Consider the following 24,939-nt stretch of genomic DNA (forward strand, 5'->3'; position numbering starts at 1 on the left):
GATGCGGGGCCTTTTAAAATACTGTTTGAAATTAGTATTTTATCCAAGTCACACTACGACCAATGACTGAAACCCCAACATATCCACGTAAGGTTAAGTGACGACCGGTGGTACTGAGTCGTGCTTTACCTTTGTAAATTTTACCGCCAATCGGGTCGAGTACTTTACCATTTTGGTATTCACGCGGATTCTTAGGGTCTTGTTTAAAGTCCCATATAAAAGGTAAGCCGATAAATGGTTTATTCTTCAATTCACCAGGGCAGTTTGAGCAAATCACCATTTTATCTGTGCCCGGCACGTTGCGTGTGGTCACAATAACACCTTCATAGGTACCATCCGCTTTTTTACGAATTTCTACATCTGCACGTGAATAGCCTGTACGATCATCAACGGTTTTCCATTTACCGACTAAGGGATCATTTTCAGCAGCAATTGACAATGCTGACATAGCAGAAAAAACACAACCTGCTAAAAACTGTTTATATATTTTGTTCATTTCATCCCCTGAAAATTCAGTTTTATGTTTTTAGAGTAAGTCGCCTAATTTATATATAAAAATATATTAAATCAAATTGATAGGTGTGATTTAATTGGCATTATTTGGTTGAATATTGCAATAATATAGAGTTTTTGCTCGAATTATTTTGCTAAAAAAGCCCTCAGATAAGAAGGCTTAATTAATTTTAGTTTTTGACCCAAGTGACATTTCTTCCGAGTGATGAGCCTTCTAAGCGACCATGGATCACCAGATGCTTACCATTACTCATTAAACGAGCGCGCGCATGATAATGTTGTCCTGATTTTGGGTCGAGTATGACGCCACCAACAAAGCTATTTTCTTGGCTTGGATCAGCAGTAAGTCCTGTCATGGTGGTTAGGCCGATCAGTGGCTGATTTTTTTGTGCTCCACTACATTTAGCACAGATATCGTAGTGGGTTGCACCTGGGATGTTACGGGTATTGATAATGGTTGCACTGTAGTGATTGTCTTTGTCTTTACGAATCACGACATCTGACAGTGAATATCCTGTCCGATCATCAATCGTTTTCCATGTACCAACTAAGGGATCACCTGCCGCAAATGTACTCAAACTTAAGGTTGTACATAGGCCAAAGAGGAGAGTGGAAATTTTGTGAGATGTCATCGGATGTACCCCATAAAGAAATGCCTAACAATATAAAGGCATAAAAAAATTATGGAATTAATATAGCCTGAATAATTTGAAAATTGCTACTCATCCTATGAGAAATTTAATTTATTTTTCACTCAATTGTTTTAATTAATTATTTAATTTCTATAAAAATATGAATTTAATCACACTAGTAATTTAGTCGGAATTTACCGCGTTTAGATTTAAGTTTGCCGTAGCTTCTTGCTCTGGAGTTCAAGTTGTTACGGCAATGAAAGCCTGAATAATGCAATTAATACTTATTCAATTCGTATCCATGACACTGTGCGTCCAAGTAGCGTTGTACCGACGTAGCCTCGGAGAGTCAGGACATTACCACGTGCATTGAGCTGGCCTTTACCTTGATACATATGGCCTGACAGTGGGTCGATGACTTTACCATTGATGTATTCGTTGTCCTTTTTACCACTAAGTTGGAAGCCCGATAAAATCGGTAAACCAAGTAAAGGCGCATTTTTCAATTTACCTTCGCATTTTTCACAATGACTGATTGCGGGGCGGTTGGGTATCGCATGTACTTTGGTGATTTTTCCGCTATAGCTACCATCTTTGAGTTTACTGATAAGCACTTCGGCACGGGCATAGCCCGTTTTATCATCAATCGTTTTCCATTTTCCAGCTAGATCTGCTGCTTGCACAGAGACTGTGCTTGAGAGTGCTAAACTGAAAAGTAGAGGGATCGTTCTCTTATCCATTTTATTGTCCATTTTTTTTGCTATTTTTTTAATTTTGAAATTCAGCATGTATTGATTTTAGTGGCTAAATTTCATGCGCGATTCTACAAGAATACATTTAGATATCAAGATCTGTTCGTCACTTTATGATTTAAGTAAATGGCATATGTATGGTCAACTTCTAGATGGATGACACTGTAGTCCATAAAGATGTGAAATAAAAAAAACACCCCGAAGGGTGTTTTTTATTTGGACTGAGTAGGTGAATTAACTTAGATGTTCACCAAACAGAGATAAGGCTTCTTCGGCGGTAAAGGTGTACTTGGTGTTACAGAATTGGCAATCCATTTCAATTGGATTCTGATGTTCTAAGGTTTCACGTACAGCACTGACACCAATTTGTTCAAGCGCAGTGGCACAGCGCTCCTTCGAACAAGTACAACCAAATTTTAATGCTTCAACTTCAGGCAGACGAACTTCTTCTTCATTGTACAAACGGTATAAAATTTCGTTGGCTGGCAGGGTAGTCAATTCTTCCGCTTTTAGTGTTTCTGTCAACATGGTAAGACGAGGCCATAAGTCTTCGTCTACACGGCGTTGTTCTTCTTCACTGTTGCGAGGTAACAATTGAATTAATAAACCGCCAGCTAATGTGTTGTCACATGCCAAGACAATACGTGTCGGAATCTGCGCAGACAAATCGTAATATTGCATTAGGCAGCCAGCGAGTGTTGGCTTATCTAAAGGAACGATCCCTTGATAACGTTCACCAAATTCAGGTTCGATATTAATAAATAAAACTGGGTTTACCAATGATTTCAGCACAATACTGCTGTCATCTGCTGCTTGGAAATGAGGATCTTCTTCATAGTCTGCAAGGGCACGTACTTCACCAAGGTGATTACATTCAGCCATCGCCCATTTAAATGTACCAGCAGCTTGGATTTGCAAGCTAATACGACCTTTAATTTTGAGGGTACTTGCCAATAAAGCAGTTGCACAAAGCATTTCACCTAAAAGAACTTGAACCGCAGGTGCATAGTCACGTTGCGCAAAAATTGTATTCAAGGTTTCTTCAAGATGAACCACTTCACCACGTACAGGGCTATCTTCGATAAAAAAGCGTTGGCGTAAATCAGACATAAAATTCTCCATAACCCAGCATTAATGGTGACGATATTGTAAAACACAAGTCATTCATTATCATCTCTTGTGACGTCAATTCGGTGACGGTGTAAGCCACGCTGCAAATCTACACCTGTTGGCTGTTCACGAGCCAATGCATCACTTTCAAATAGATGTTCAAGCTCTGCTAACGCATTACGATGGGTTTCATAAATTTTCTGCTCATCAGTATAGAACTGTTGTTGCTGGGCTAATAGTTTGTCATCGTAATCACGGAATAATTCAATACTCTTATAGGCATCATCTTCACTGACCCCTAAATCACACAGCATGTGATAGGCCATGCCTAAAGATGATAAATAGGTTTCACGCCAAATATGTTCAATGCCTAAATCACGTAGCAGATGTACTTGATGACGGTCACGTGCACGAACCAAAAGTTTTAACTGCGGATAGTTGAGACGAATATGGCGTGCCACATTCATTGAATCTTCAATATCATCAATGGCAAGTACGAATATCTTGGCATGTTCAATTCCGGCAGCACGCAAAATGTCGGGCTGGGTGGCATCGCCATAATATAGGTGTCCGCCATAGTTTCGTACAAAATCGACTTTATCAAGATTACTGTCGATTGCGGTAAATGATAGGTGCTGTAAGTGGGCGACGCGGGCAATGATCTGACCAAAACGACCAAATCCTGCGATGATAACAGGATTATGTTCATCTGGAATTTCATCGTATTCAGGTACGGTTTTAATGCTAAAACGCGGCAGAATTTGTGATTGCATGAGCCAATAGAGCATTGGCGTTAGCACCATCGACAAGGTCACGATCAAGGTTATGGGCTGCAAAATGGCTTGCTGAATCACGTTTTCACTTTTTGCCACGCTCAGCACGACAAAAGCAAATTCACCGCCTTGTGCTAAACATGTTGCTAACAACAAACTGTTGCGCCATGAATTTTTCAAATAACGGGCAATGGCAGTCAGTGAAATCATTTTGATGAGCAGTAAAGCCAGCGTCCCCCCAATAATCAACCAAGGCATATCGATAAATAAAGATAATTCAGTGGTCATACCAACGGTCATAAAAAATAGACCGAGTAGCAAGCCTTTAAAGGGCGCAATACTGGCCTCTAGTTCGTGGCGGAATTCTGAGTCCGCAAGTAACACACCTGTGAGGAAAGCACCCAGTGTGGTACTGATGCCAAGTACATCCATCAGACCGACCACAGCCAAAACAATGAACAAGCCGACGGCAGTGATCAGTTCATGTGCGCCACTTTTAGCCACAAAGCGAAAGAATGGGCGCATCAGATAACGGCTAAACAAAAACAAGCCACTAAAGGTGGCGACTATCGCTGCAAAATAGGCGATGCCGTGATGGGATGATTCTGTGCCTGCCAATAGTGGAATTACAGCAATTAAGGGAATTGCCGCCATATCTTGAAACAGCAAAATCGAAAATGATTGCTGCCCGTAGGTGGTATTGAGTTGTTGTTTTTCACTCAGCATTTGTAGAACAAAAGCGGTGGACGACAGTGCTAATGCAAAACCAATCACTACACTCGCGGCAATACCTTGCTGTAAGGCAAAGAAACTCACCACTGCAAGTACAATACCGGTAATACCGACTTGTAAACTGCCCATGCCAAAAATTGCGCTGCGCATACTCCACAAGCGTTGCGGGCGTAGCTCTAAGCCAATCAAGAACATCAACAAAATCACCCCAAATTCGGCCAGTTCTTGAATAGCTTCAGGGTCACTTGCTATGTTAAATACATCGGGGCCGAGCAAAATACCAGTAAACAGATAACCTAATACGGTGGCGATCCCGAAACGCTTGAGTAAGGGAACAAGCAGTAGGGAGGCGCCAAGGAAAATTGTAATCTGTAACAGTTGAGACATTTGCCAGTCCTAGGGTCATGTGTAGCAGCTTTTATCAGCTCAGTATGACTGAACTGATGTTTATTCAGTGTACTCGTTTAGCTCAGTTCTTGTGGGTCTATATCTAAACTGAGCTTCATGTTTGATGGCTTGTTATGCAATAGGTTTTGCCACCAATAGCGTAAGTAATAATGTAGGCGCGCACGGTCTTGCGACAAAAGCACCATATGTGCTTGATAGCGTCCAGCTTTGCGTTCCATCGGTGCAGGAATGGGCCCCCAAATATCGATGATATTGTCCGAATCTTGACGTAGCTGTTGGGCATGTTGCTGTAAAAAATCCGTATTCACTTGTTGATCTTTGGACTCACAGCGAATCAAGGCGGCATAACGAAATGGGGGCATCAAGGCCATTTCCCGTTCTTTCATTGTTTCCTGTGCAAATTTGCGATAATCCTCGTTAACCAGTGTGTTGAGTAAGGGATGCTCGGGTCTTAATGTTTGTAGGAATACATCGCCTTTACGTTCGCCACGGCCGGCACGCCCTGTGACCTGCACAATCAGTTGAGCAGTACGTTCTATGGCACGAAAGTCTACGCTGAGTAGACCTGAGTCTATATCTAAAATTGCTACCAACGTCACGTAAGGGAAATGATGACCTTTGGCCAGCATTTGCGTACCAAGCAAAATTGCAGGTTCACTTTTTTGAATTTTGTCATAAATCTTTTGCCAACTACCAACGCGGCTGGTCGAGTCACGATCCACTCGAATGACGTCATGTTCAGAAAATAGCTCATTTAAACTTTCTTCAACTTTGGCTGTGCCCATCCCAATAGATTTGAGCTCCTGATGATTACACTGTGGACAGTGATCTGGCATACGGTGAATGGTGCCGCAGTGATGACAATGTAAATGTTGATAAGGCGTACGGTGAATCGTGAAATTGGCATCGCAATGTGGGCATTTGGCTTGCCATGCACAACTTTCACAAATCAGTACAGGTGCATAACCACGGCGGTTTAAAAACACCAATACTTGCTCTTTTTTCTCAAGACGTTTACGAATTTCACCAATCAAAAGTTGGCTAATGCCATGCTGTTTTTGCGCAACTTTTAAATCTAATATATGCATTTTGGGCATCACTGCGGTGCCTGCACGTTGATTGAGTTCCAAAATTGTCATCTTGCCTTGTTTGGCAAGGGCATAGCATTCAATACTAGGTGTAGCAGAGCCTAGAATGACAGGGCATTGCCCTAAATGCCCACGGAACAAAGCAACATCGCGTGCGTGGTAGCGGAAGCCTTCTTGTTGTTTAAAGGAAAGGTCGTGCTCTTCATCGAGTACAATCAAACCTAGATTTGGCAGCGGCGTATAAATGGCTGAACGTGTACCCAAAATAATAGAGGCTTTACCCGTTTGTGCGGCTTGCCATGCTTGCATACGTTTTGAATCGTTTAGCCCCGAATGTAATAAGGCAATATTGCAGTGGAAGCGGGACTGAAAGCGGCTAATCGTCTGTGGAGTAAGTCCAATCTCAGGAACTAAAACCAATACCTGTTTTCCTTGTTTTAGTACCTCTTGCATAATCTGTAGATAAACTTCAGTTTTACCACTGCCGGTTAAGCCATCGAGCAGGAAGGCCTGATATTTTTTACGTGCTTTTAATACGGTATCAATGGCTTTTTTTTGGTCAGAGTTTGCCGTAAGTGGCATTTGCGCCATGCTCATCGGCATCGGGCTAAAGTCTTGTTCTGCTAATACACATTCGCAGATGCCTTTTTTCTCTAAGGCTTTGAGTGTTGCTGTTTCCACACCTGACAGATTTAAAAGATTTTCACCTGTGCCTGTGGGATGTAATTTTAGTATTTTATACGCTTCTTGCTGACGCTCTGAACGTTTAATTTTGGCTTCAGCATTATGGTCAATCAGGTTCCATGTCCGTGCCAATAAGTTATAAGGTTTGCCTTGGCGCAGCAGCGTCGGTAAGGCACTTTGCATCACCTCACCAACTGGAAACTGGTAATACTGCGCTGACCATGTCAATAAACTTAAAACTTTCTCATCTAATATTGCTTGGTCATCGAGTAATTCTGTAATGGCTTTGAGTTTAAAGCTGGAATCAAGCGGGGCATCGGGTGTAATTTTTTCAACAATAATGCCAGTCAAATTTTGTCGACCAAATGACACAGCGACACGTGCACCAACCTGTGCTTGTTGATATTGCTCTTGACTTAAGCTGTATTCAAAACAGTCATACAGATAAACCGGAACAGCAACACGGACACGGTAAATAGGCTGGGAAATGTTCGCTGAATTTGACATAAAATGTGGATAAGTTCCTGATTAAATTTCGTCGAGATCGTAAAAGAGTTGTGTTAGAGTGAGCTCATATTTTATATCTAAGAATATGAATGATTTTGATGGTCAGACGCAACTGCGCTGATGGATATTTTGGAAAATTAGAGCATTACAATGCCTGCATATCAGTTTACCGCCATAGATGCTTCAGGGAAGCAGCAGAAGGGTGTGCTTGAGGGTGATTCTGCACGACAAATTCGTCAGCAACTTCGAGATCAGTCGCTTATTCCTGTTGCTGTCGATCCAATTGAGCAAAAAGACAAACATCATCAGCAAGGTTGGTTTCAAAAGGGACTAACCGCCTATGATTTGGCGTTGTTAACCCGTCAACTTTCTGTATTAGTAGCAGCTGCAATTCCTTTAGAAGAAGCAATTCGTGCTGTAGGCAAGCAAAACGAAAAAGCCCATGTGCAAAATTTATTAATGTCGGTTCGTTCGAAAGTACTCGAAGGTCATTCATTGGCCAATGCACTACAACAGGCAGGGCGCTTTCCAGATCTTTATATTGCCACCATTGCCGCAGGCGAACGTTCAGGGCATCTTGATTTAATTTTAGACCAACTTGCGGATTACACTGAAAACCGCTTCGCCATGCAAAAGAAAGTGCAAGGCGCGATGATCTATCCCATTATTCTAATGTTGATGTCTTTCGGTATTGTGATGGGTCTCATGACCTATGTTGTACCTGATATTGTCAAAACATTTGATCAAAGCAAAGATACCTTACCATGGATTACCGTGGCGTTAATGAAAGCCAGCGATTTCATTCGCATGGCCTGGCCATTTTTATTGGTGGGTAGTGTGCTGGGTATTTTTCTGTTGGTACGTTTTTTAAGAACAGCAGCAGGGCACTATGCCTTTGATCGACTGACCTTAAAATTACCATTATTTTCTAAATTGTCGAAAGGGATTAACGCGGCACGTTTTGCCAGTACGTTGTCTATTTTAACCAAGTCGGGCGTTCCGCTGGTCGATGCACTCAAGATTGGTGCAGCCGTCAGTAATAACTGGGTGATTCGAGACTCTGTCAATTTAGCTGCAGAGAAAGTAACTGAAGGTGGTAATTTGGCAACACAGCTTGAGCGAAGTGGTTATTTTCCACCGATGATGGTACAAATGATCAAAAGTGGCGAAAGTTCAGGCGAATTGGATCGTATGCTCGAACGTGCATCCACCATGCAAGATCGCGAAGTCACAACCCTGATTTCAACCTTATTGGCACTTTTGGAACCATTGATGTTGGTGTTTATGGCCAGCATTGTTTTGGTGATTGTGATTGCAGTGATGCTTCCAATCGTAAACATGAACAATATGATTTAGAGCTTGCTTAAACAGAGATATGTAACATGCAGCAGAAGATTAAAAATATGAAGCAACAAGGTTTTACGTTAATTGAAGTCATGGTGGTGATCGTCATTTTAGGCGTTTTAGCTGCATTGATTGTTCCAAATGTGATGGGCCGTGGTGAAAAAGCCAAAGTCGATACCACTGCGATTACCCTAAAAACTGTGGCAGGTGCACTTAAGCAATACAAAATTGATAATGGTAAATATCCATCGATGCAAGATGGTGGTTTAAATGCCTTAATTACTAAGCCAGAATCGGCAAAAAATTGGTTACCAGATGGATACTTAAATGGGCAATATCCAAAAGACAGTTGGGATAATGATATTCAATATGTGATTCCGGGATCGGAAGGTCGCCCATATGATCTTTATTCGTTTGGTGCAGATGGTCAATCCGGTGGTACCGATAATGATGCAGATATTTTCTATAAGCATTAATTGAGAATAATTATAGATTCAGGTTTTATGGATTTAATCACTTCACTTAATTGGTTGATTCAATTTTGAGTGAAGTGATAATAAATCTTAATTATATTTATAATGTTAAATTATTGAATTTTATTAAAATAATATAATAACTTAAAGTTGATATTTATAATAAGGATTATTCCCAATTTTATTGATTACAATTATCGTAAAATATGGAGGAATATGGACTTTTCATTTAAATAAAACCGCGCATAATATCTCTTATGGTACTTATTTAGCCATGGAGGATAGAATGAAAGCATTATTGTTAACGGATGAAATCAACCAGTTTCATTGGTCAATGCTGAAATCTGTTCTTTTGATTTTAAGCATATTGCCGTTGAGCCAAGGCATTGTTCATTTGTGGCAAAGCACAGAGGGCAGTAGCCAAATTATGGTGGGCTTTTTTGCAATTAGTCTCATGAGCTCTTTATTGGCTTTAAGTTTTTGGTCTGCGCTAAAAGCAACAGTTGCGACACTGAATGAACAGCACCACTCTGCGCTTGAACAAGTTATTGTTCGTATTTACAGATATATTCCTATGTTATCACTTGCAGCAATGATGTCGTATTTAGTCACTCAATTTTAATTCAGGGTTGCACCAGTCTTAAGTATTGACCCGTTTAAAAACCAGAGATCGCTCTGGTTTTTTTATGCCAATTAAAAGCCCTATTTAATTTAATATTTTGTTTCAAAGGTGCGATGACGAACCGCTGTTTGTCTGTATTGAAGGATGCTTTGTCTATGCTTATGGATGGCGTTGAATTTATTCACACTTATACTGTTCCATCACAATAATAAACAGTGCGTGGATCTGATGGAAACAATAGATTGGCAGGATTTTCTTAAAGTTGAGCTTCGTGTAGGGCGCATTGTGCAGGCTGAAGTTTTTGAGCAAGCGCGTAAAGCTGCATATATTTTGCATGTCGACTTTGGAGAAGTTATCGGGATTAAAAAATCCAGTGCGCAAATTACGCAGTTATATCAGCCTGAACAATTGATTGGGAAATTGGTGGTCGCAGTGATTAATTTTCCTAAAAAACAAATTGGGCCCATTCAGTCCGAATGTTTAGTCACAGGTTTTCATAATATGGATGGTCATGTGGCGCTTTGTGTGCCCGATCAAGATGTTCCCTTAGGTGCGAAATTACTTTGAAACCAATAGTTTTGAATAAATGAATAAAAAAACCGAGCATCTGCTCGGTTTTTTTATTCATTTATGGCTTATTAAACAAATAAGCTTTCACATAATGATTAACGACGTGATTTGAAAGATACATCTACTTTACGTGGACGGTATATCCAGCCAAGTACCAATAAAAGTAATGAGAAAATCAGCACTGGCCAATCACTTAAGCGGGTATAAAGAGTCTCACCTTGCATTGCAGGAAGTTCACCGCGTAACACCGCATCCTTATCCATTGGTGCGCGTTTTACGATATGACCATTATGATCGATAAACGCAGTAATACCCGTATTGGTAGCACGAATAAACCAACGGCCATTTTCTTTGGCGCGCATTTGTACCATTTGTAAGTGTTGATGTGGACTGGCTGTTCCAGTAAACCATGCATCATTTGAGATGGTAACGAGGAAATCGCTCTGACTTGCATTACGACGCGTTAAGTTTGGATAGGCCACTTCATAGCAGATCGCAGTACCTAAATCATGACCTTTTACCTGTAATGGTTTTTGATCACTAGCACCGCGCGAAAATCCACTCATAGACGGATCATTTTGCAATGCAGGTAAAACCCAACTCAACATACCAGAGAGGGGAATATATTCACCAAAAGGTACGAGACGCTGCTTTTTGTATAGACCAGAAGCTTCATCACCAGTAGCTAAAATACTGTTGTAGTACATTGGGTGATTATTTTGCTGCGATTCAGCCAAATCCCAATAAGGGATGCCTGTCACCCATGCTGTCCCAGTTTTAGTTGCTTGCATATTCATTGCATCTAAAAACGGTTCAATGTCAGTTTGGAACATTGGAATAGAGGATTCAGGCCAAACGATTAAGTCTCGGCCCCATTCTGTACGGCTAAGTGAAGCATATTTAATTAAGGTGTCGGTTTGCTTTTCGATGAGCCATTTTTCATCTTGAGGGATGTTACCTTGAATTAAGGATACGCTGAGTGGTTTTTCAGCTTTTGGTTGCACAAATTTCAGTTGTGCTGCACCCCATGCCCCTAAAAGTACAATGGCAGAAGGCACAATCCAAAAGATACGTTTACGTAAAATTTCAACCAATGCGCAGGCTAAAAGGATGACGACAAATGAAACGCCGAAAATCCCGAATAAGGGTGCATAGCCATCAAGAAAACGTTCAGTAAAAGCATAGCCTGCAAATAGCCAAGGGAAGCCAGTAAAGACCCAAGTTTTACTCCACTCAAAGAATACCCAGAGTGGTGCAAAGGTCAGCGGAGTTTCAGGGAAAAAACGGCGATAAACCCAAGTTTGTAGTGCAGTAAATAAACCCATGATGATGGCCATGATAGCAATCATCAAGACGCTTAGAATGGAATTGGTATCACCATAGACATGTATGGATGTATAAAGCCAAAAAGCACCGACAAACCACAGTCCGAAGCCATAAGCTAAGCCGATGAAAAAGGACTGTTTTGCTGTTCGTTTACTGAGGCAAGCATACAGTAGGGCAGGCGACAGAATTGCCAACCACCAATAATGATAAGGTGCCAGCGACAAGCTGAAGATGGCACCTGAAAATAAAGAAATAAGTAAAGGGTAGATGATGGGCAGCTGTTTTTTTTGTTGTGATGAGTTTAGCAGCTTATCAAAATAGGTTCTCATTTACGGACAGCTCGGATCAGATGAATAGTTCGTGCATCTGCTTCCAAAATGGTAAATTCCCAATTTTCAAGTTCAATCACTTGACCTTGTAAATCACTCACGAGACCCATTTCTTGAAGCAGTAAGCCGCCAACAGTTTCTACTTCATCATCAGAAAATTCAGCATCTAAAACATTGTTGAAATGTTCGATTGGTGTAAGTGCTTGAACTAACCATGTGTTTGCACTGAGTGGATCATCGTCAGGAATAATGAATTGGGCTTCTTCATCAACTTTGTCGTGTTCATCTTCAATTTCACCGACAATTTCTTCCAAAATGTCTTCTAAAGTCACCAGTCCTGAAGTTGTACCATATTCATCAATAACAACAGCAATATGGGTTTGAGTATTTTTCAACATACGTAAAACTTGGTCAGAACGAGCACTTTCAGGGACAAATAAGGGTTGGCGCATCAGGGCGCGAATATCCACTTTGGTGGTGGGTTCGGTCAAAAATGGCAACAAATCTTTGGCTAATAGGATGCCCACGACATTGTCGGGTTGATCTGCAGAGAACACGGGAAAACGAGAATGTGCTGATTCTACGAGGACGTGCAAAATGTCGAGTAGTTGATCATCTTCTTGTAAGCTGATCATTGCCGTGCGCGGCGTCATCACTTCACGAATTTTTGTTGCTGGTAAATCCAGTACACCTTCAAGCATTGCCACCGTATCGGGTTCTAAAAAGCGACGTGAATCTTGTACCAATTTTAACAGTTCGTCACGGGTTTCTGGTGCAGTACCCAGCCATTTACGTAAGCCGCGCATGCCCCACGACGGGCCTGATTCCTCTTGCATGATCTTTCCTGAAGACTCTTACTATCTAAAAATTATGATTTTATCATACCGTAGTCTAGACAGTTGTCTATCTATTAATGTGTGAAATCTATTTACCCATCGTTCATATTTAATTTATGTGATTGAGGTTGAGTTGTACTATTTTTTGAATGTTGTAAATCCTCTCAGCTTGATCGGAAAAAATAAATGGAAACGGTTATAATCATGACCTAATAAAGTTTTGGTTTTGTATACATGTCTGAATTTGGTGAAGTTAAAACTCAATTAAATACGCGTGGTTTACGCTGTCCTGAACCTGTAATGATGTTGCATCAAGCGATTCGTAAATCTAAATCAGGTGATATTGTTGAAGTTTTTGCGACTGATAATTCAACATCATGGGATATTCCAAAGTTTTGTATTCATTTAGGACATGAGCTTTTACTTCAAGAAGAATATCTTGACGAAAATGGCAATAAAGAATTTCATTATTTGGTGCAAAAAGGATAATGAGTACTCTACAGCTTGTTCTATAGTGGCTTGAGCAAGCTGATCCAGTTACATAAGACTAAAAAAATCGCAGACTAGATGCGCTTCGTGGCTGTTATAATTTTGCCGCAATAATCATGAATAACTATTAAATTTTTTAATTTTTACTATGCTAAATACAATTACTAATATTTTGGATCAGTTAGGCTTATCTGCCCAAAAACGCGCTATTCATGTTCAATTTTCCAATCCTGCTTTGAACGCAGAGATTTTTATTCAACGTATTGATGGGGAGCATGTGCTGAACCAAGGCGTGCAAGCGACTTTGATTTGCCTATCCACCAATGCCCTTATTCCATTAAAACAATTTATTGGCGCACAAGTCGCAGTTGATCAAGTCACCGATCAGGGCGAACTCTTTCGTACCACGGGTATTATTACTGAAGCCACCCAAGGGCAGAGTGACGGTTCACTCACGCTGTATAAACTTAGTTTAGAAGACGCAACGTCGTTATGGCATAAACGCCGCAACAGCCGTGTGTTTATGAACAAATCAGTTCGTGATGTTAGCGAGACTCTGTTTAAAGAATGGCAAAGCAAAAGCCCGCTCTTTGCTGCAAGTCTAACGCTTGATCTAAGCGGTTTAAGTGAGAACTATGATGTTCGACCATTCATTATGCAGTCGAATGAAACAGACTATGACTTTTTAACGCGGCTATGGCGCAGTGAAGGCATTAACTGGCTCATCGATGAAGCGCAGCTGAAAGTGCCACATTCCTCAGCCCCAATTGAAAAACAAAAACTTCGCCTGATCGATGACAATAGCCAATTTCAAGCACTCAGCCGTCGTAGTATCCGCTTTCATCGCTCTAGTGCCACAGAAAAACAAGACAGCATTACCAGCTTGATCAGTGAACGGAGTATTCAACCGACTGCGGTACATGTGCAACGCTGGCAAGCTGATGGGCTTAGTCAAGAAGAAGGTGCTGGTTCAGTCCAAAGCAAACATCAGCATAGTCAAAGCCATGACAATGCCAGCTTAAGTCTCGAACAAGCATGGCATGTCAGCCCAGCATGGATGCAAGACTTAAAAGGTGAGGATCAAGCTACCGCTTCATCTAACAGCCAAATTGAAAAACTGAATCAGAACTTAACACGCTATAACGAATTACAGTCCAAGCAATTCGCTGCACAATCGACCGTGCGTGATGTTCAAGTTGGCTATTGGTTTGAACTGAATGAACACCCAGAAATTGATCAACACACTGGCGCAGATAAAGAGTTTCTAATTACCGAAAAGAAATTCTATAACCAAAATAATTTACCCAAAGATCTCGCCGAACAAGTCAATCAATTGATTGAACAAAGTCAGTGGAAAATTAAACCGATCCATGAACAGGCAGAACGGCAAGCCAATAACTTAATTCTGCAACGACGTAATATTCCTACGGTTCCTGCATATAACCCACTCGAACACCGTCCAAGTACCCATCCGCAACGCGCCAAAGTGGTTGGGCCAAGTGGTGAAGAAATCCATGTCGATGAATGGGGACGAATTAAAGTTCGCTTCTTATTTACCCGAGGTGATGACCACAGCCATGATGGCGGTGCAGGCAGTAATAACAATGATACGGATTCTGCATGGGTAGATGTGCTTACCCCATGGGCCGGTGACGGTTATGGCGCACGCTTCTTACCGCGTATTAATGAAATCGTGGTGATAGATTTCTTTGACGGTAATATTGACCGACCATTTGTGGTGGGGCGCATCCATGAAGCACAGCGCAGTCCGACGCAATTTGATAGTAAAGGTAAACTGCCAGACACCAAAAAACTGGCTGGAATAAAAAGCAAGGAAGTCCAAGGTGAAGGCTTTGGACAACTACGCTTTGATGACAGCACAGGACAAATTTCTACGCAATTACAAAGCACCCATGGCGCGACTCAGCTCAACCTCGGTAACCTCAGTCATCCGAAAGAAACTGCAGAAAGTGAAGGACGAGGCGAAGGCTTTGAACTGAGAACCGACCAATGGGGCGCAGTGCGTGCAGGACAAGGACTCCTTGTCAGTACACACCCACAACAACAAGCAGCGGCAATGCACCTCGATGCACAAACAGCGAAAGAGCAAATCGAAGCCAACTTAAACAGCAGCAAAGCCTTAAGTGAAGTGGCGAAAAATCAACAAACTGACTCACTTGAAGTCTTGGATAATCTGAAAAACTTCCTTGGACAAATCGAAAAAGGCAGTAAAGAAAAAGCCGATGCCTTTAAACAAGCCTTAATGATTTTATCTGCACCAAACTCAATTGCTGTGAGTAGTCAGGAAGATATTCATCTTTCAGCAGATGGGCAGATCAGCCAAAGTGCAGGCGAGAGCATCAACCTCAGCAGTCAAAAATCCTTAATTGCTCATGCACAAAGCAAGATCAGTCTATTTGCAGCACAAGAAGGATTACGTGCGTATGCAGGCAAAGGCAAAGTTGAAATCCAAGCTCAAGGTGATGGGGCAGACTTGATTGCACGAAAGGGTATTCAAATTATTTCGACTGAAGATAAGGTTGAAATCAAAGCGAGCAAAAAAATTGTTTTAGTTGCGGGTGGTAGTCAGATTGAAATTAGTAGTGCGGGTGTATTACCGACAACTAGCGGTAAATTTGAAGTGAAGGCGGGGCAGCATAATTTTAAACAGGGTGCAAAAGTAAATAAGCCGCTTCCATTTTTGCCTGAAAAAGAAAAGCAAAAATATGGCGTATGGTTTGATGTGATGGATCATCAAGGAAAGAAACTTGCTTCAGGTACGGAATATATTATTTACGATGAAACAGACAAAGAAGTTGAACGTGGAAAATTAGATAAATCCGGTCTTGTTAGGTTAGAAACTGAAGAATTAAATAAACAATATAAAATACATGTGGTGATGTGATGGGATTAGAAGAACAAGCCTATGCTGACTTAGTTAGGACAACTATGGGAAATGTAAACCCTACACCACCTGTAGTTCCTGTTCAGCTGGTGGTATATACACATAGTTATACCGCATTTATTGGTGGAGCATCTGATAAATACTCTTTTGCTCCTAACGATCTGCCTATTAATATAGGAGGTAGAGGCTTAGGACCTAATAGATTTGTTGGTGAATATTTTGATGAGTTTGATTTATCACAAAAGAAGAAATTTAAAAATGCGACGATTGAATATTACGGGTATGAGGAAGCATATACTGGCATGAAAGCTGGAGGGAAAAAATTAGATGCATTTGACAATATTAAAAAATTCTTAGAAAAAAACCCGAATACTCAGGTAAATATTATTGGACATAGTTTAGGTGGATGGAACGCAGCTGGCCTAGCAGCTGAACTAGTGAAGAAAAAGATATGTAAAGTTAATTTACTTATAACAATTGATCCTGTTGGAACTTTATTATCGTATAGTACATTAACTCCAGTAAGTGCTCGAATCTATTTTAGAGAACCTTCACCAAATTGTAATTATTGGGTAAGTGTAACATGCGAGCCAAAGTCGTATGATAGTAACGATGCTGTTGCAGATTCAGGAGGGCAGTGGAGGGATAAACCCAGAGAGAGAGCAAATGTTTTTTATTCTACAAAATATAGTCATGCTGAATTTAAGGAAATGATGAAAGAAAAAATATTTATGGGCCAGTCTGCTGAAGATATGATGTTCACTCAATTGAAGAAAATAAAATGAAAAAAAAATACATTTTGGCTTTTGTTGTATTTATTTTGGGTTGCCAAAATGCTAATCATCAAAGCTTAGATAGAAAAATTACTGTTAATCCTTCTCTTAAATTAAGCTACAGTATTATCGGTTCAGAAGAAAAACCTGCATTAGCAGTTACAGGAAATTTAATAAGTTCAGTTTCATTAAAAGAAGTTTTGATAAAAGAACAATTCGACTTTGCACGTATTGAGTGTGACAAGTTGAATGAGTTCAAACCTTATGCGTATTTAAAAGTAAAAGATGAAAAAAGAAAGAAGAATACTTTTCAATCGGATTTTTTGTTGAAAATATGTCCGGAAGATGATGCTAATAGTGAGCATTGTGTTAAAAATATTGAAGATTTTAGGAATAGAATAAAAACAAATTTAAGTTGTGAAGTCGTTTTTGGTGGAATGACTAAATCAAAAATAATTATTTCAAATCGATTTAAAATCGATAAGAATCAAATATTAAATGCAGAAGAGTATGCATTGGAATAAGCATATTCTTATAGAGTAGAAGCTAGAATTAGAATATTTACTGTTAGATTATGAATTTTTGGTATTCAAATATTATTTATAATTTAACTATTCAAATTTGAAGAATTCTAACTTTGAATAAATTATTTTAAACTGAGAATAAACCCGCGCGAAGCGGGTTTATTTCAATCTCAAAAAAATTACATATTTGGATAGTTTGGACCACCGCCACCCTCAGGTGTTACCCAAGTAATGTTTTGAGACGGATCTTTGATATCACACGTCTTACAGTGAACACAGTTTGCCGCGTTAATTTGGAAACGCTTAGAACCGTCATTCTCTTCCATAATTTCATAAACACCGGCAGGGCAGTAGCGCTGAGCAGGCTCATCCCATTTTGGTAAGTTCACATTTACAGGAATAGAAGCATCTGTCAGTTTCAAGTGAGCAGGTTGATTCTCTTCATGTACCGTATTTGATACGAATACTGAAGACAAACGGTCAAATGTAATTTTACCATCTGGTTTTGGATAATTCGGTTTGAAGTTCGCAGCATCGACAGTTTTTAAAGCGCTGAAGTCGGGCTGTAAGTCATGTAGTGTAAATGGCACTTTAAAGATGTTTTGATCAACAAAGTTGAACGCACCACCCATCCATTGACCGAACTTATGCATAGCAGGGCCGAAGTTACGAGAGTTATATAACTCTTCTTTCAACCAACTGTTGTTGAACTTGTCTGTGTACGCAGTTAACTCTTTAGCGAAGAAGTCTTCACCTTCAGTCACACGTGCAATGGCAAGGTCGCCGCCTTTTTCCACACCCGCAGCAATCGCTTCAAATACAGCTTCACCGCATAGCATGCCTGATTTCATCGCTGTATGAGAGCCTTTGATTTTCGCAAAGTTTAGGAAGCCTGCGTCATCACCAATTAAGCTACCGCCTGGGAAAGTGAATTTAGGTAAAGAGTTGAAACCACCTTTTACAACTGCACGTGCACCATAAGAAATACGTTTGCCACCTTCAAGATATTGCTTGATTAGTGGATGTGTTTTCCAACGCTGCATTTCCATAAATGGATACATGTGTGGATTGGTATATGATAAGTCAACGATCATACCCAACGTCACTTGGTTGTTTTCAGCGTGGTATAACCACCAACCGCCTGAAGAACCTGTTTCACTTAAAGGCCAACCTGCACCGTGCATCACCAGACCTGGCTTGTGTTTAGCAGGGTCGATTTCCCAAAGTTCTTTAATACCAATACCGTAATGTTGCGGATCAGCATCTTTATCTAAGTTGAACTGAGCAATCAGACGTTTACCCAAGTGACCACGACAGCCTTCAGCAAATAATGTGTATTTCGCATGCAGTTCATAGCCAGGGGTAAAGTTGTGCGTTGGTTCGCCATCTTTACCAATACCCATGTCGCCAGTCTGAATACCTTTCACAGTCCCGTCTTCATGGTAAAGAATTTCAGACGCTGCAAAGCCTGGGAAAATAGACACTTCTAATTCTTCAGCTTTAGCACCTAACCAGCGAACCACGTTACCTAACGAAATAACATAGTTACCATCGTTATGCATGGTTTTTGGTACCATCCAATGCGGTGCTTCTTGTGATTTTTCATCAGACAATAAGAAGAAGGTTTTATCTTCAGTGACAGGCACATTTAAAGGCGCACCTTGTTCTTTCCAGTCTGGGAACAATTCATTCATTGCGCGAGGTTCTAGCACAGCACCGGATAGAATGTGCGCACCAACTTCGGAGCCCTTTTCCACGACACAAACGGACAGATCGTTTAGGTTATTTTCAATTGCAAGTTGACGAATTTTAATCGCAGCAGATAGGCCGGCAGGACCTGCACCGACGATAACTACGTCAAACTCCATCGATTCACGTTCGATGTGTTCCATGTAGGACTCCTCATATTTCGGAAGGTGGCATCCATTTAACTCATTTAAATGGTGCTGCCATGAGTGTTCTTAATGCCCAGACACAATTTTTCTATCGTGTCTTGAATATTGTGGGCTAGTATAGTTTTAAACCGAGTTCTAGCCAATTGGCTGAATCATATTATTTTTCCGTCACTAAGGTATTTATTAGGCGGATGAAGCAGCAATTGATCGGAAACCCGACGAAAAAAGTCATTAATAGGGATGATAGAAATTTAATGAACATTGCACAATACTTAAAAGATGGACAGTCCGGTCACAAAAGGTCAATCCCACCATTAGATCAATGGCATCCAAAGCATTGTGGTGCAATGGATCTGAAGGTTTTAGCCAATGGAGAATGGTGGCACGATGGTCAATTGATCAAACGCCAAGCGCTTATTGACTTGTTCTCGACAGTACTATGGAAAGAAGACAGCAAGTTCTATTTAAAGACCCCAGTCGAGCAGATTGAAATACAGGTAGAAGATGAGCCTTTATTTGTTAATCAAGTCGATACGCTTGAGCTAGAAAATAAGCGCTATATCCAGTTTACGACCACAACACAAGACGTGATTGTTGTGGATGATGAACATCCTATTTTTATGCGTGAATATCAAGGTGAATTGCGCCCCTATGTACATGTGCGTTTTGGAATTAATGCACTGATCCAGCGTGCCGCATTCTTTCATTTGGTTGAGATGGGTGAACTGCTTGAAAATGAAAAAGGTGAATCCATTTTAGTGTTACAAAGTGGTGATTTGAGCTTGCAATTAGGCACCTGAGGTTTAAGCTTTCCACCTTGTCATTCTGAACAACATATAAGTGACCCTATGACCGCCATTCACCCCATTTACCCACTGGATGTACCCATGCCGAAAGCTGGCGCAGATGCACCGATCGGTTTATTTGATTCGGGGATTGGTGGCTTATCTGTGGCCTTGGAAATTGCGCGCTATTTGCCGAATGAACGTATTGTGTATTATGCCGATACTGCACATGTACCCTATGGGCCACGTGATGATCAAAATATACGTGAATTGACTGCACATGCCATAGAGTGGTTATACCGCCAAGGCTGTAAAGTCGCTGTCGTGGCATGTAACACGGCATCTGCTTTTAGTTTGGATTATTTGCGTGAACATTATGGGGAGAACTTCCCCATTATTGGTTTAGTTCCTGCGTTAAAGCCTGCCGTTCTGCAAACAAAAAGTAAAACAGTGGCTGTTCTTGCAACACCTGCGACATTTCGTGGAAAGTTGATTAAAGATGTGATGCATCGTTTTGCTGAGCCGGCAGGGGTCAATGTTCTGACTGTTACCAGTTTGGAATTAGTACCCTTTGTAGAAGCAGGCGCGCAGATGAGTGAGGCTTGTCTTAACACATTAACTGAGGTTTTACAGCCAGTTGTAAATCAAGGTGCAGATTTTTTAGTGCTTGGATGTACACATTACCCCTTCCTAAAATCGGCAATTCAGTATATTTTTGGTCAGAAGCTGACATTAATTGACTCAGGTTTTGCAGTTGCACGACAAACAGCCCGAATTTTGATTAAAAATGAGTTATTATTTGATCAGAAACGAGAAAATTGTTTGCGTATAGAATGCTATGTCAGTGGCAATAATGCGGAAAATTTAAAACCGGTTGTGGCGCGCCTGATTCAAGATGATATTTCTTGGAACATTGCCAACATCGGACTTATAAGTTCAGAAGACTAAATCAGTCATTTTGGACAACGTTAAATGAAAAAATTAGTTTTATATTGGGGTAGTCATGTCGCATTTTCCAGCTAAGATAAATTCGATGCTGAGTGCGTTATGCAGCGGGAGAGGATCACTAATGCTCGATAAGCGTTATCAAGTATTCATTTCCACATCTGGTAGCGAAATGCAGCCAGAACGGATTATTTTGGCTCAGACGCTTGTGGGAATGGGGTTTTTCTCATGGGGGCTAGAACAACGCACACCATTGAGCACTGCTTTTGCACGTCGTCAAATTGACGATTGTGACTATGTGATGATTTTATTGGGCAGTCAATACGGTGAGCAGTCTGTGTCTGGTGTGGGCTATATGCACCTTGAATACATCTATGCGGTGACCAAGCAAAAACCTGTCATTGTGTTTATGCATGATGATCCAGATTCACGTGATGATGCGTTACATGATGCTAAACCTGAACTTCGTGAAAAATTTAAAGAATTTAGAAAACTATTACAAAATGAAGTCGATCAAGTTTTTACCTATCGTAGTTTGCGTGATTTAGAAATGGCAGTTCGATTGAACATGCCACAAATGCTAGAACGCTATCCTGTTACAGGTTGGGTACGCCCACAGAATACTCAAGCTCTACATGATGAAATTGATCGTTTAAAAGCCCAGTTAGTTCAACTCGAAACAGAGTCTGGAAAACGCGAAGTTGATCCGTTCTTATCTTTACCAAAAGTGTCGATGCATGAACTATTTTCATTTGAATACCGCATGCACGCTTATCAAGATGGTAATTTCAAAGAATTAAAAGTACAGAAGAAAATGACGTGGGCGCAGCTTTTGTCGATTTTAGGCGCAACCTTTGTTAATCCAACCCCTGAAGAATTCTTCTCTAAACGTATGAATGAGTTTTTGAATGAAACAGGTTTGGATGATGCACGTATTGAGATGCCACGCGCACATGCGGTTGCGCGGGCACAAGTGAATATTCGTGCTTTACACAGCATTAAAAGCCAGATGCGGCAGAATGACTGGATTGTGCCCAATGGCCGAGATGACCGTCAGCGGATGTTGTGGCAAGTGACCAGTAAAGGTCAAAAATTGTTAGAAAGTAATTTGCTAGATAATGATCGAGTTTTTCAATTTAAATCTGCATATTAATCTATTTTATTAAATAGATAAAAAGCTGCTACATTAGCGTCATTCAAATTAATGGAAAAAGCGTAATGTTGCCTGCCGAGAAAGCTAAAGTCACCATTATTCTGGCGAATCTAGGTACGCCTGATGCGCCAACTGTGCCCGCAGTGCGTCGTTTTCTGCAACAGTTTTTGTCGGATAAGCGGGTGATTGAAATCCCGAAACCGATTTGGCAAATCATTCTACGTTTGTTTATTTTGCCATTTCGCCCTAAACGTGTTGCACATGCTTATGACATGGTTTGGGGTAATGATTCGCCCATGCGTGAAATTTTATTTGAGCAAGTTGTGGCAGTAAAACAGCATCTCACAGCAAAATATCCAGAATTTGAACTGAATGTGATTCCGGCCATGACTTATGGTAATCCAGGGATTTCTGCCGCTTTAGCGCAATTGGCTGAGCAGCCTCAAGACCATATTCTATTATTTCCGTTGTTTCCACAGTATTCAGCAACATCTACGGCACCTTTATACGATGCCATTGCTAAATGGATTCCACAGCAGCGTAATTTGCCGGGTCTGAGCATTATTCGTGATTATTACCAGCATCCTGTGTTTATACATGCCTTGGCGCAAAGTGTGCGTGATTATCAAGCTGAACATGGTGTACCAGATAAATTATTGATGTCATTCCACGGTATTCCACAGCCTTATGCCGATAAGGGCGATCCCTATGCAGATCGTTGCCGTGTGACGGGTCATTTGGTTGCACAAGCTTTGGGTTTAACTGCTGAACAGTATGAGATTAGTTTCCAATCGCGTTTTGGTAAGCAAGAGTGGGTGAAGCCTTATACCGATGCCACCTTAGAAGCATGGGGGCAACAAGGTATCCAATCGGTTCAAGTGATGAGCCCCGCATTTTCAGCAGATTGTTTAGAGACCTTAGAAGAACTCGCATTGCAAAATGCAGAAATTTTCCAAAATGCGGGTGGTGGCCATTATGGTTATATCCCTGCATTGAACTCACGTGAGGATCATGTTGGATTGCTCAATTTGTTACTTCAAGCTAATCTTGATGCCTTAAAGCAAACATTAGCCCATTAACGCCTTGAGGTTGTCGCCCTATGTTGCAAGTTAAAATCGTTCCCGTCACGGCATTTCAACAAAACTGTTCCATTGTTTGGGATTCCGAAACCAAAGAAGCCATTTTAATTGATGCGGGTGGGGAAGCTGAAAAGCTGATAGCGGAAGTTGAGGCTTTGGGCTTAACAGTAAAAGCATTGTGGCTGACGCATGGGCATTTAGATCATGCAGGTGCAGTGGGTGCATTAACCGAAGCGTGGAATGTCCCTGTGATTGGTCCACACAAAGAGGATGCTTTTTGGCTCGACATGATTCAAGACGTATCAGCCAAATATGGCTTTCCGATTCCTGAAAATGTCAATGTGACCCAGTGGTTAGAAGGTGGCGAAACACTGAAGTTGGGCGAAGAAGAGTTTGAAGTGCGTTTTGCACCAGGGCATACCCCAGGCCACGTCATGTTCTATAACGCTAAATATGGTGTGTTATGGACGGGTGATGTGTTATTTAAAGGTTCTATCGGCCGTACTGACTTTCCGCGTGGCAATCATCAGCAGTTGTTAGACTCGATTCAACGCGAATGCTTTAGTTTACCTGACGATACTCAGTTTATTTCTGGGCATGGGCCAATGAGTACCATTGGCTATGAAAAGCAGCACAATCCTTTTGTTGCGGGTAAAGCCGGTTAATCAATATGCTTTAACTGGATTCGATAAAATAAAAAAGGTCTACTGCGGTAGACCTTTTTTTATTGGAACTTTTTTTATATTTAAATCTGAGCTAAACGTATTTAGAACTGATCTTCCTCACGGCCACCATCAGCTTGAGGCGCATCTTGGGTTGGCAGGCGATATTCGTCATTGGCCCAAGCACCAAGATCAATCAATTTGCAGCGATCTGAGCAGAATGGGCGGTATTCATTGTCTTCCCATGTGGTGAGTTTGCCACAGCGAGGGCAGTTCATGGTGGTTGGCATGGGGCAACTCCAGCGAAAATGGATGATTCAATTAGGCAAAAACAGTCGCAGTTGTTAGACTTATGCGGTTCTGTTTAGTTTGATCTGTTTATGCCTATTCGTCAATTTCAAGCGCAGCGTATGCATGCTCCCCGTGATTTTCAATCCATTCAGCCAACTCCAATTTGTGTGGAAATTGGTGCAGGCAAAGGAAAGCACGCCTTATTATTCACTGCACAACATCCTGAGTTTCAGTTAATAGCAGTAGAGCGCACCCGTGAAAAATTTGTGGCGATGCAAAAACAGCATCAAATTGAAGGGCAGCAAAATCTTAGCCCTGTACATGCAGATGCGATTCCTTGGGTGGTGCATGCCTTGCATCCTGCGCAAGTACAACAGTTTTTTATTCTGTACCCGAATCCAGAACCGCATAATCCTGCACAGCGTTGGTTAAATATGCCATTCTTTGAGTTTTTATTGTCACGTTTGCAGCCGGGTGGTCAAATTACCTTGGCGAGTAATATTCCTGAATATATTGAAGAAGCGCAGCAGCAATTGATTGATGTATGGAAACTGCCATTCGTTAAGGAAAAAATTGCAACTACTTCAGCACGCACGCATTTTGAAATTAAGTATTTGGAACGTGGTGAATTGTGTCAGCAGTTAATCATTACCAAACCGGCTGACTATGTAACACGTTTTGATGATTTTCAGCCTTTACAGGGACAAAATCCTGTCAAAGAACAGGCGGAATAATTGGG

General features: G+C 41.1%; 24 protein-coding genes. 14 read left to right on the top strand and 10 right to left on the bottom strand.

All coding sequences use genetic code 11. The features are described from left to right. Nucleotides 1–31: 31 nt before the first annotated feature. The 6 genes from FTT84_RS00680 to FTT84_RS00705 all read right to left on the bottom strand — a co-directional run bounded on the left by FTT84_RS00680 (nucleotide 32) and on the right by FTT84_RS00705 (nucleotide 7,199). A complete protein-coding gene (locus FTT84_RS00680) occupies nucleotides 32–496 on the bottom strand; it encodes a DUF2147 domain-containing protein (RefSeq protein WP_180079568.1) in 465 nt (154 codons plus the stop codon). 187 nt (nucleotides 497–683) lie between these two features. After that, the gene (locus tag FTT84_RS00685) at nucleotides 684–1,145 is read right to left on the bottom strand and encodes a DUF2147 domain-containing protein (RefSeq protein WP_180079570.1); all 462 of its coding nucleotides are present in this window, start codon (nucleotides 1,143–1,145) and stop codon (nucleotides 684–686) included. 284 nt (nucleotides 1,146–1,429) lie between these two features. Further along, a complete protein-coding gene (locus FTT84_RS00690; protein WP_067761811.1) occupies nucleotides 1,430–1,885 on the bottom strand; it encodes a DUF2147 domain-containing protein in 456 nt (151 codons plus the stop codon). A gap of 246 nt (nucleotides 1,886–2,131) precedes the next feature. Then, entirely contained in the window at nucleotides 2,132–3,007 is an 876-nt protein-coding gene (gene hslO, locus FTT84_RS00695) for an Hsp33 family molecular chaperone HslO (protein ID WP_180056266.1), read from the bottom strand. Between the two features lie 50 nt (nucleotides 3,008–3,057). Beyond that, nucleotides 3,058–4,899 carry a monovalent cation:proton antiporter-2 (CPA2) family protein gene (locus tag FTT84_RS00700; RefSeq protein WP_180079572.1) on the bottom strand — a complete coding sequence of 614 codons (1,842 nt, stop codon included), beginning with the start codon at nucleotides 4,897–4,899 and terminating at the stop codon, nucleotides 3,058–3,060. 77 nt (nucleotides 4,900–4,976) lie between these two features. Next, nucleotides 4,977–7,199, bottom strand: a complete 2,223-nt coding sequence (locus FTT84_RS00705; RefSeq protein ID WP_180079574.1) for a primosomal protein N' — start codon at nucleotides 7,197–7,199, stop codon at nucleotides 4,977–4,979. A gap of 150 nt (nucleotides 7,200–7,349) precedes the next feature. On the opposite strand from FTT84_RS00705, the gene gspF reads away from it, so the two are divergent. From gspF to FTT84_RS00725, 4 genes are all read left to right on the top strand, one after another. Continuing rightward, complete coding sequence (gene gspF, locus FTT84_RS00710) at nucleotides 7,350–8,555, top strand: type II secretion system inner membrane protein GspF (RefSeq protein ID WP_067761214.1); 1,206 nt, start codon at nucleotides 7,350–7,352, stop codon at nucleotides 8,553–8,555. Between the two features lie 26 nt (nucleotides 8,556–8,581). Continuing rightward, nucleotides 8,582–9,019 (top strand): type II secretion system major pseudopilin GspG, encoded by a 438-nt coding sequence (gene gspG / locus FTT84_RS00715; protein WP_180079576.1) that lies wholly within the window; start codon nucleotides 8,582–8,584, stop codon nucleotides 9,017–9,019. A gap of 283 nt (nucleotides 9,020–9,302) precedes the next feature. After that, a complete protein-coding gene (locus FTT84_RS00720; RefSeq protein ID WP_067761210.1) occupies nucleotides 9,303–9,638 on the top strand; it encodes a hypothetical protein in 336 nt (111 codons plus the stop codon). 228 nt (nucleotides 9,639–9,866) lie between these two features. After that, nucleotides 9,867–10,205, top strand: a complete 339-nt coding sequence (locus FTT84_RS00725) for a tRNA-binding protein (RefSeq protein ID WP_180079578.1) — start codon at nucleotides 9,867–9,869, stop codon at nucleotides 10,203–10,205. A gap of 98 nt (nucleotides 10,206–10,303) precedes the next feature. On the opposite strand, the gene lnt is transcribed toward FTT84_RS00725, so the two are convergent. Together lnt and FTT84_RS00735 are read right to left on the bottom strand one after the other, a co-directional pair. After that, nucleotides 10,304–11,863, bottom strand: coding sequence for an apolipoprotein N-acyltransferase (lnt, locus tag FTT84_RS00730; RefSeq protein WP_180079580.1), 1,560 nt, complete (start codon nucleotides 11,861–11,863; stop codon nucleotides 10,304–10,306). Next, nucleotides 11,860–12,699, bottom strand: a complete 840-nt coding sequence (locus FTT84_RS00735) for an HlyC/CorC family transporter (protein WP_067761204.1) — start codon at nucleotides 12,697–12,699, stop codon at nucleotides 11,860–11,862. The genes lnt and FTT84_RS00735 overlap by 4 nt, the downstream gene beginning before the upstream one ends. A gap of 234 nt (nucleotides 12,700–12,933) precedes the next feature. Between FTT84_RS00735 and tusA the strand changes: the two genes are divergently transcribed. The 4 genes from tusA to FTT84_RS00755 all read left to right on the top strand — a co-directional run bounded on the left by tusA (nucleotide 12,934) and on the right by FTT84_RS00755 (nucleotide 17,390). Beyond that, nucleotides 12,934–13,188, top strand: a complete 255-nt coding sequence (gene tusA, locus FTT84_RS00740) for a sulfurtransferase TusA (RefSeq protein ID WP_180079582.1) — start codon at nucleotides 12,934–12,936, stop codon at nucleotides 13,186–13,188. Between the two features lie 148 nt (nucleotides 13,189–13,336). Then, entirely contained in the window at nucleotides 13,337–16,093 is a 2,757-nt protein-coding gene (locus tag FTT84_RS00745; protein WP_180079584.1) for a type VI secretion system Vgr family protein, read from the top strand. Continuing rightward, entirely contained in the window at nucleotides 16,093–16,878 is a 786-nt protein-coding gene (locus FTT84_RS00750; RefSeq protein ID WP_180079586.1) for a lipase family protein, read from the top strand. The genes FTT84_RS00745 and FTT84_RS00750 overlap by 1 nt, the downstream gene beginning before the upstream one ends. Beyond that, entirely contained in the window at nucleotides 16,875–17,390 is a 516-nt protein-coding gene (locus FTT84_RS00755; protein ID WP_180056271.1) for a hypothetical protein, read from the top strand. The genes FTT84_RS00750 and FTT84_RS00755 overlap by 4 nt, the downstream gene beginning before the upstream one ends. 179 nt (nucleotides 17,391–17,569) lie before the next feature. On the opposite strand, the gene FTT84_RS00760 is transcribed toward FTT84_RS00755, so the two are convergent. Further along, nucleotides 17,570–19,282 carry an electron transfer flavoprotein-ubiquinone oxidoreductase gene (locus tag FTT84_RS00760; RefSeq protein ID WP_067764047.1) on the bottom strand — a complete coding sequence of 571 codons (1,713 nt, stop codon included), beginning with the start codon at nucleotides 19,280–19,282 and terminating at the stop codon, nucleotides 17,570–17,572. Nucleotides 19,283–19,476: 194 nt separating this feature from the next. Here FTT84_RS00760 and FTT84_RS00765 point away from each other — a divergent pair, with 194 nt between their 5' ends. The 5 genes from FTT84_RS00765 (at nucleotide 19,477) to FTT84_RS00785 (ending at nucleotide 23,912) form a co-directional block, all read left to right on the top strand. Beyond that, nucleotides 19,477–20,085 (top strand): DUF1285 domain-containing protein, encoded by a 609-nt coding sequence (locus FTT84_RS00765; RefSeq protein WP_180079588.1) that lies wholly within the window; start codon nucleotides 19,477–19,479, stop codon nucleotides 20,083–20,085. A 48-nt stretch (nucleotides 20,086–20,133) separates the two neighbouring features. Further along, nucleotides 20,134–21,018: a glutamate racemase gene (gene murI, locus FTT84_RS00770; protein WP_067764041.1), complete on the top strand. Its 885-nt coding sequence runs from the start codon at nucleotides 20,134–20,136 to the stop codon at nucleotides 21,016–21,018. Nucleotides 21,019–21,139: 121 nt separating this feature from the next. Beyond that, entirely contained in the window at nucleotides 21,140–22,168 is a 1,029-nt protein-coding gene (locus FTT84_RS00775) for a DUF4062 domain-containing protein (RefSeq protein ID WP_067764038.1), read from the top strand. A 65-nt stretch (nucleotides 22,169–22,233) separates the two neighbouring features. Beyond that, nucleotides 22,234–23,247, top strand: coding sequence for a ferrochelatase (hemH, locus tag FTT84_RS00780; protein ID WP_180079590.1), 1,014 nt, complete (start codon nucleotides 22,234–22,236; stop codon nucleotides 23,245–23,247). Nucleotides 23,248–23,267: 20 nt separating this feature from the next. Beyond that, nucleotides 23,268–23,912, top strand: coding sequence for an MBL fold metallo-hydrolase (locus FTT84_RS00785; RefSeq protein ID WP_067764032.1), 645 nt, complete (start codon nucleotides 23,268–23,270; stop codon nucleotides 23,910–23,912). Between the two features lie 101 nt (nucleotides 23,913–24,013). Here the strand turns inward: FTT84_RS00785 and FTT84_RS00790 are convergent, their stop codons facing one another. Beyond that, on the bottom strand, nucleotides 24,014–24,199 hold the full coding sequence (locus FTT84_RS00790; RefSeq protein ID WP_067764029.1) for a DNA gyrase inhibitor YacG: 186 nt from the start codon (nucleotides 24,197–24,199) through the stop codon (nucleotides 24,014–24,016). A gap of 84 nt (nucleotides 24,200–24,283) precedes the next feature. On the opposite strand from FTT84_RS00790, the gene FTT84_RS00795 reads away from it, so the two are divergent. Continuing rightward, on the top strand, nucleotides 24,284–24,934 hold the full coding sequence (locus tag FTT84_RS00795) for an SAM-dependent methyltransferase (RefSeq protein ID WP_180079674.1): 651 nt from the start codon (nucleotides 24,284–24,286) through the stop codon (nucleotides 24,932–24,934). Nucleotides 24,935–24,939 lie beyond the last annotated feature (5 nt).

It is taken from the genome of Acinetobacter sp. YH01019 (assembly GCF_013420285.1).
Classification (GTDB): domain Bacteria; phylum Pseudomonadota; class Gammaproteobacteria; order Pseudomonadales; family Moraxellaceae; genus Acinetobacter; species Acinetobacter gandensis.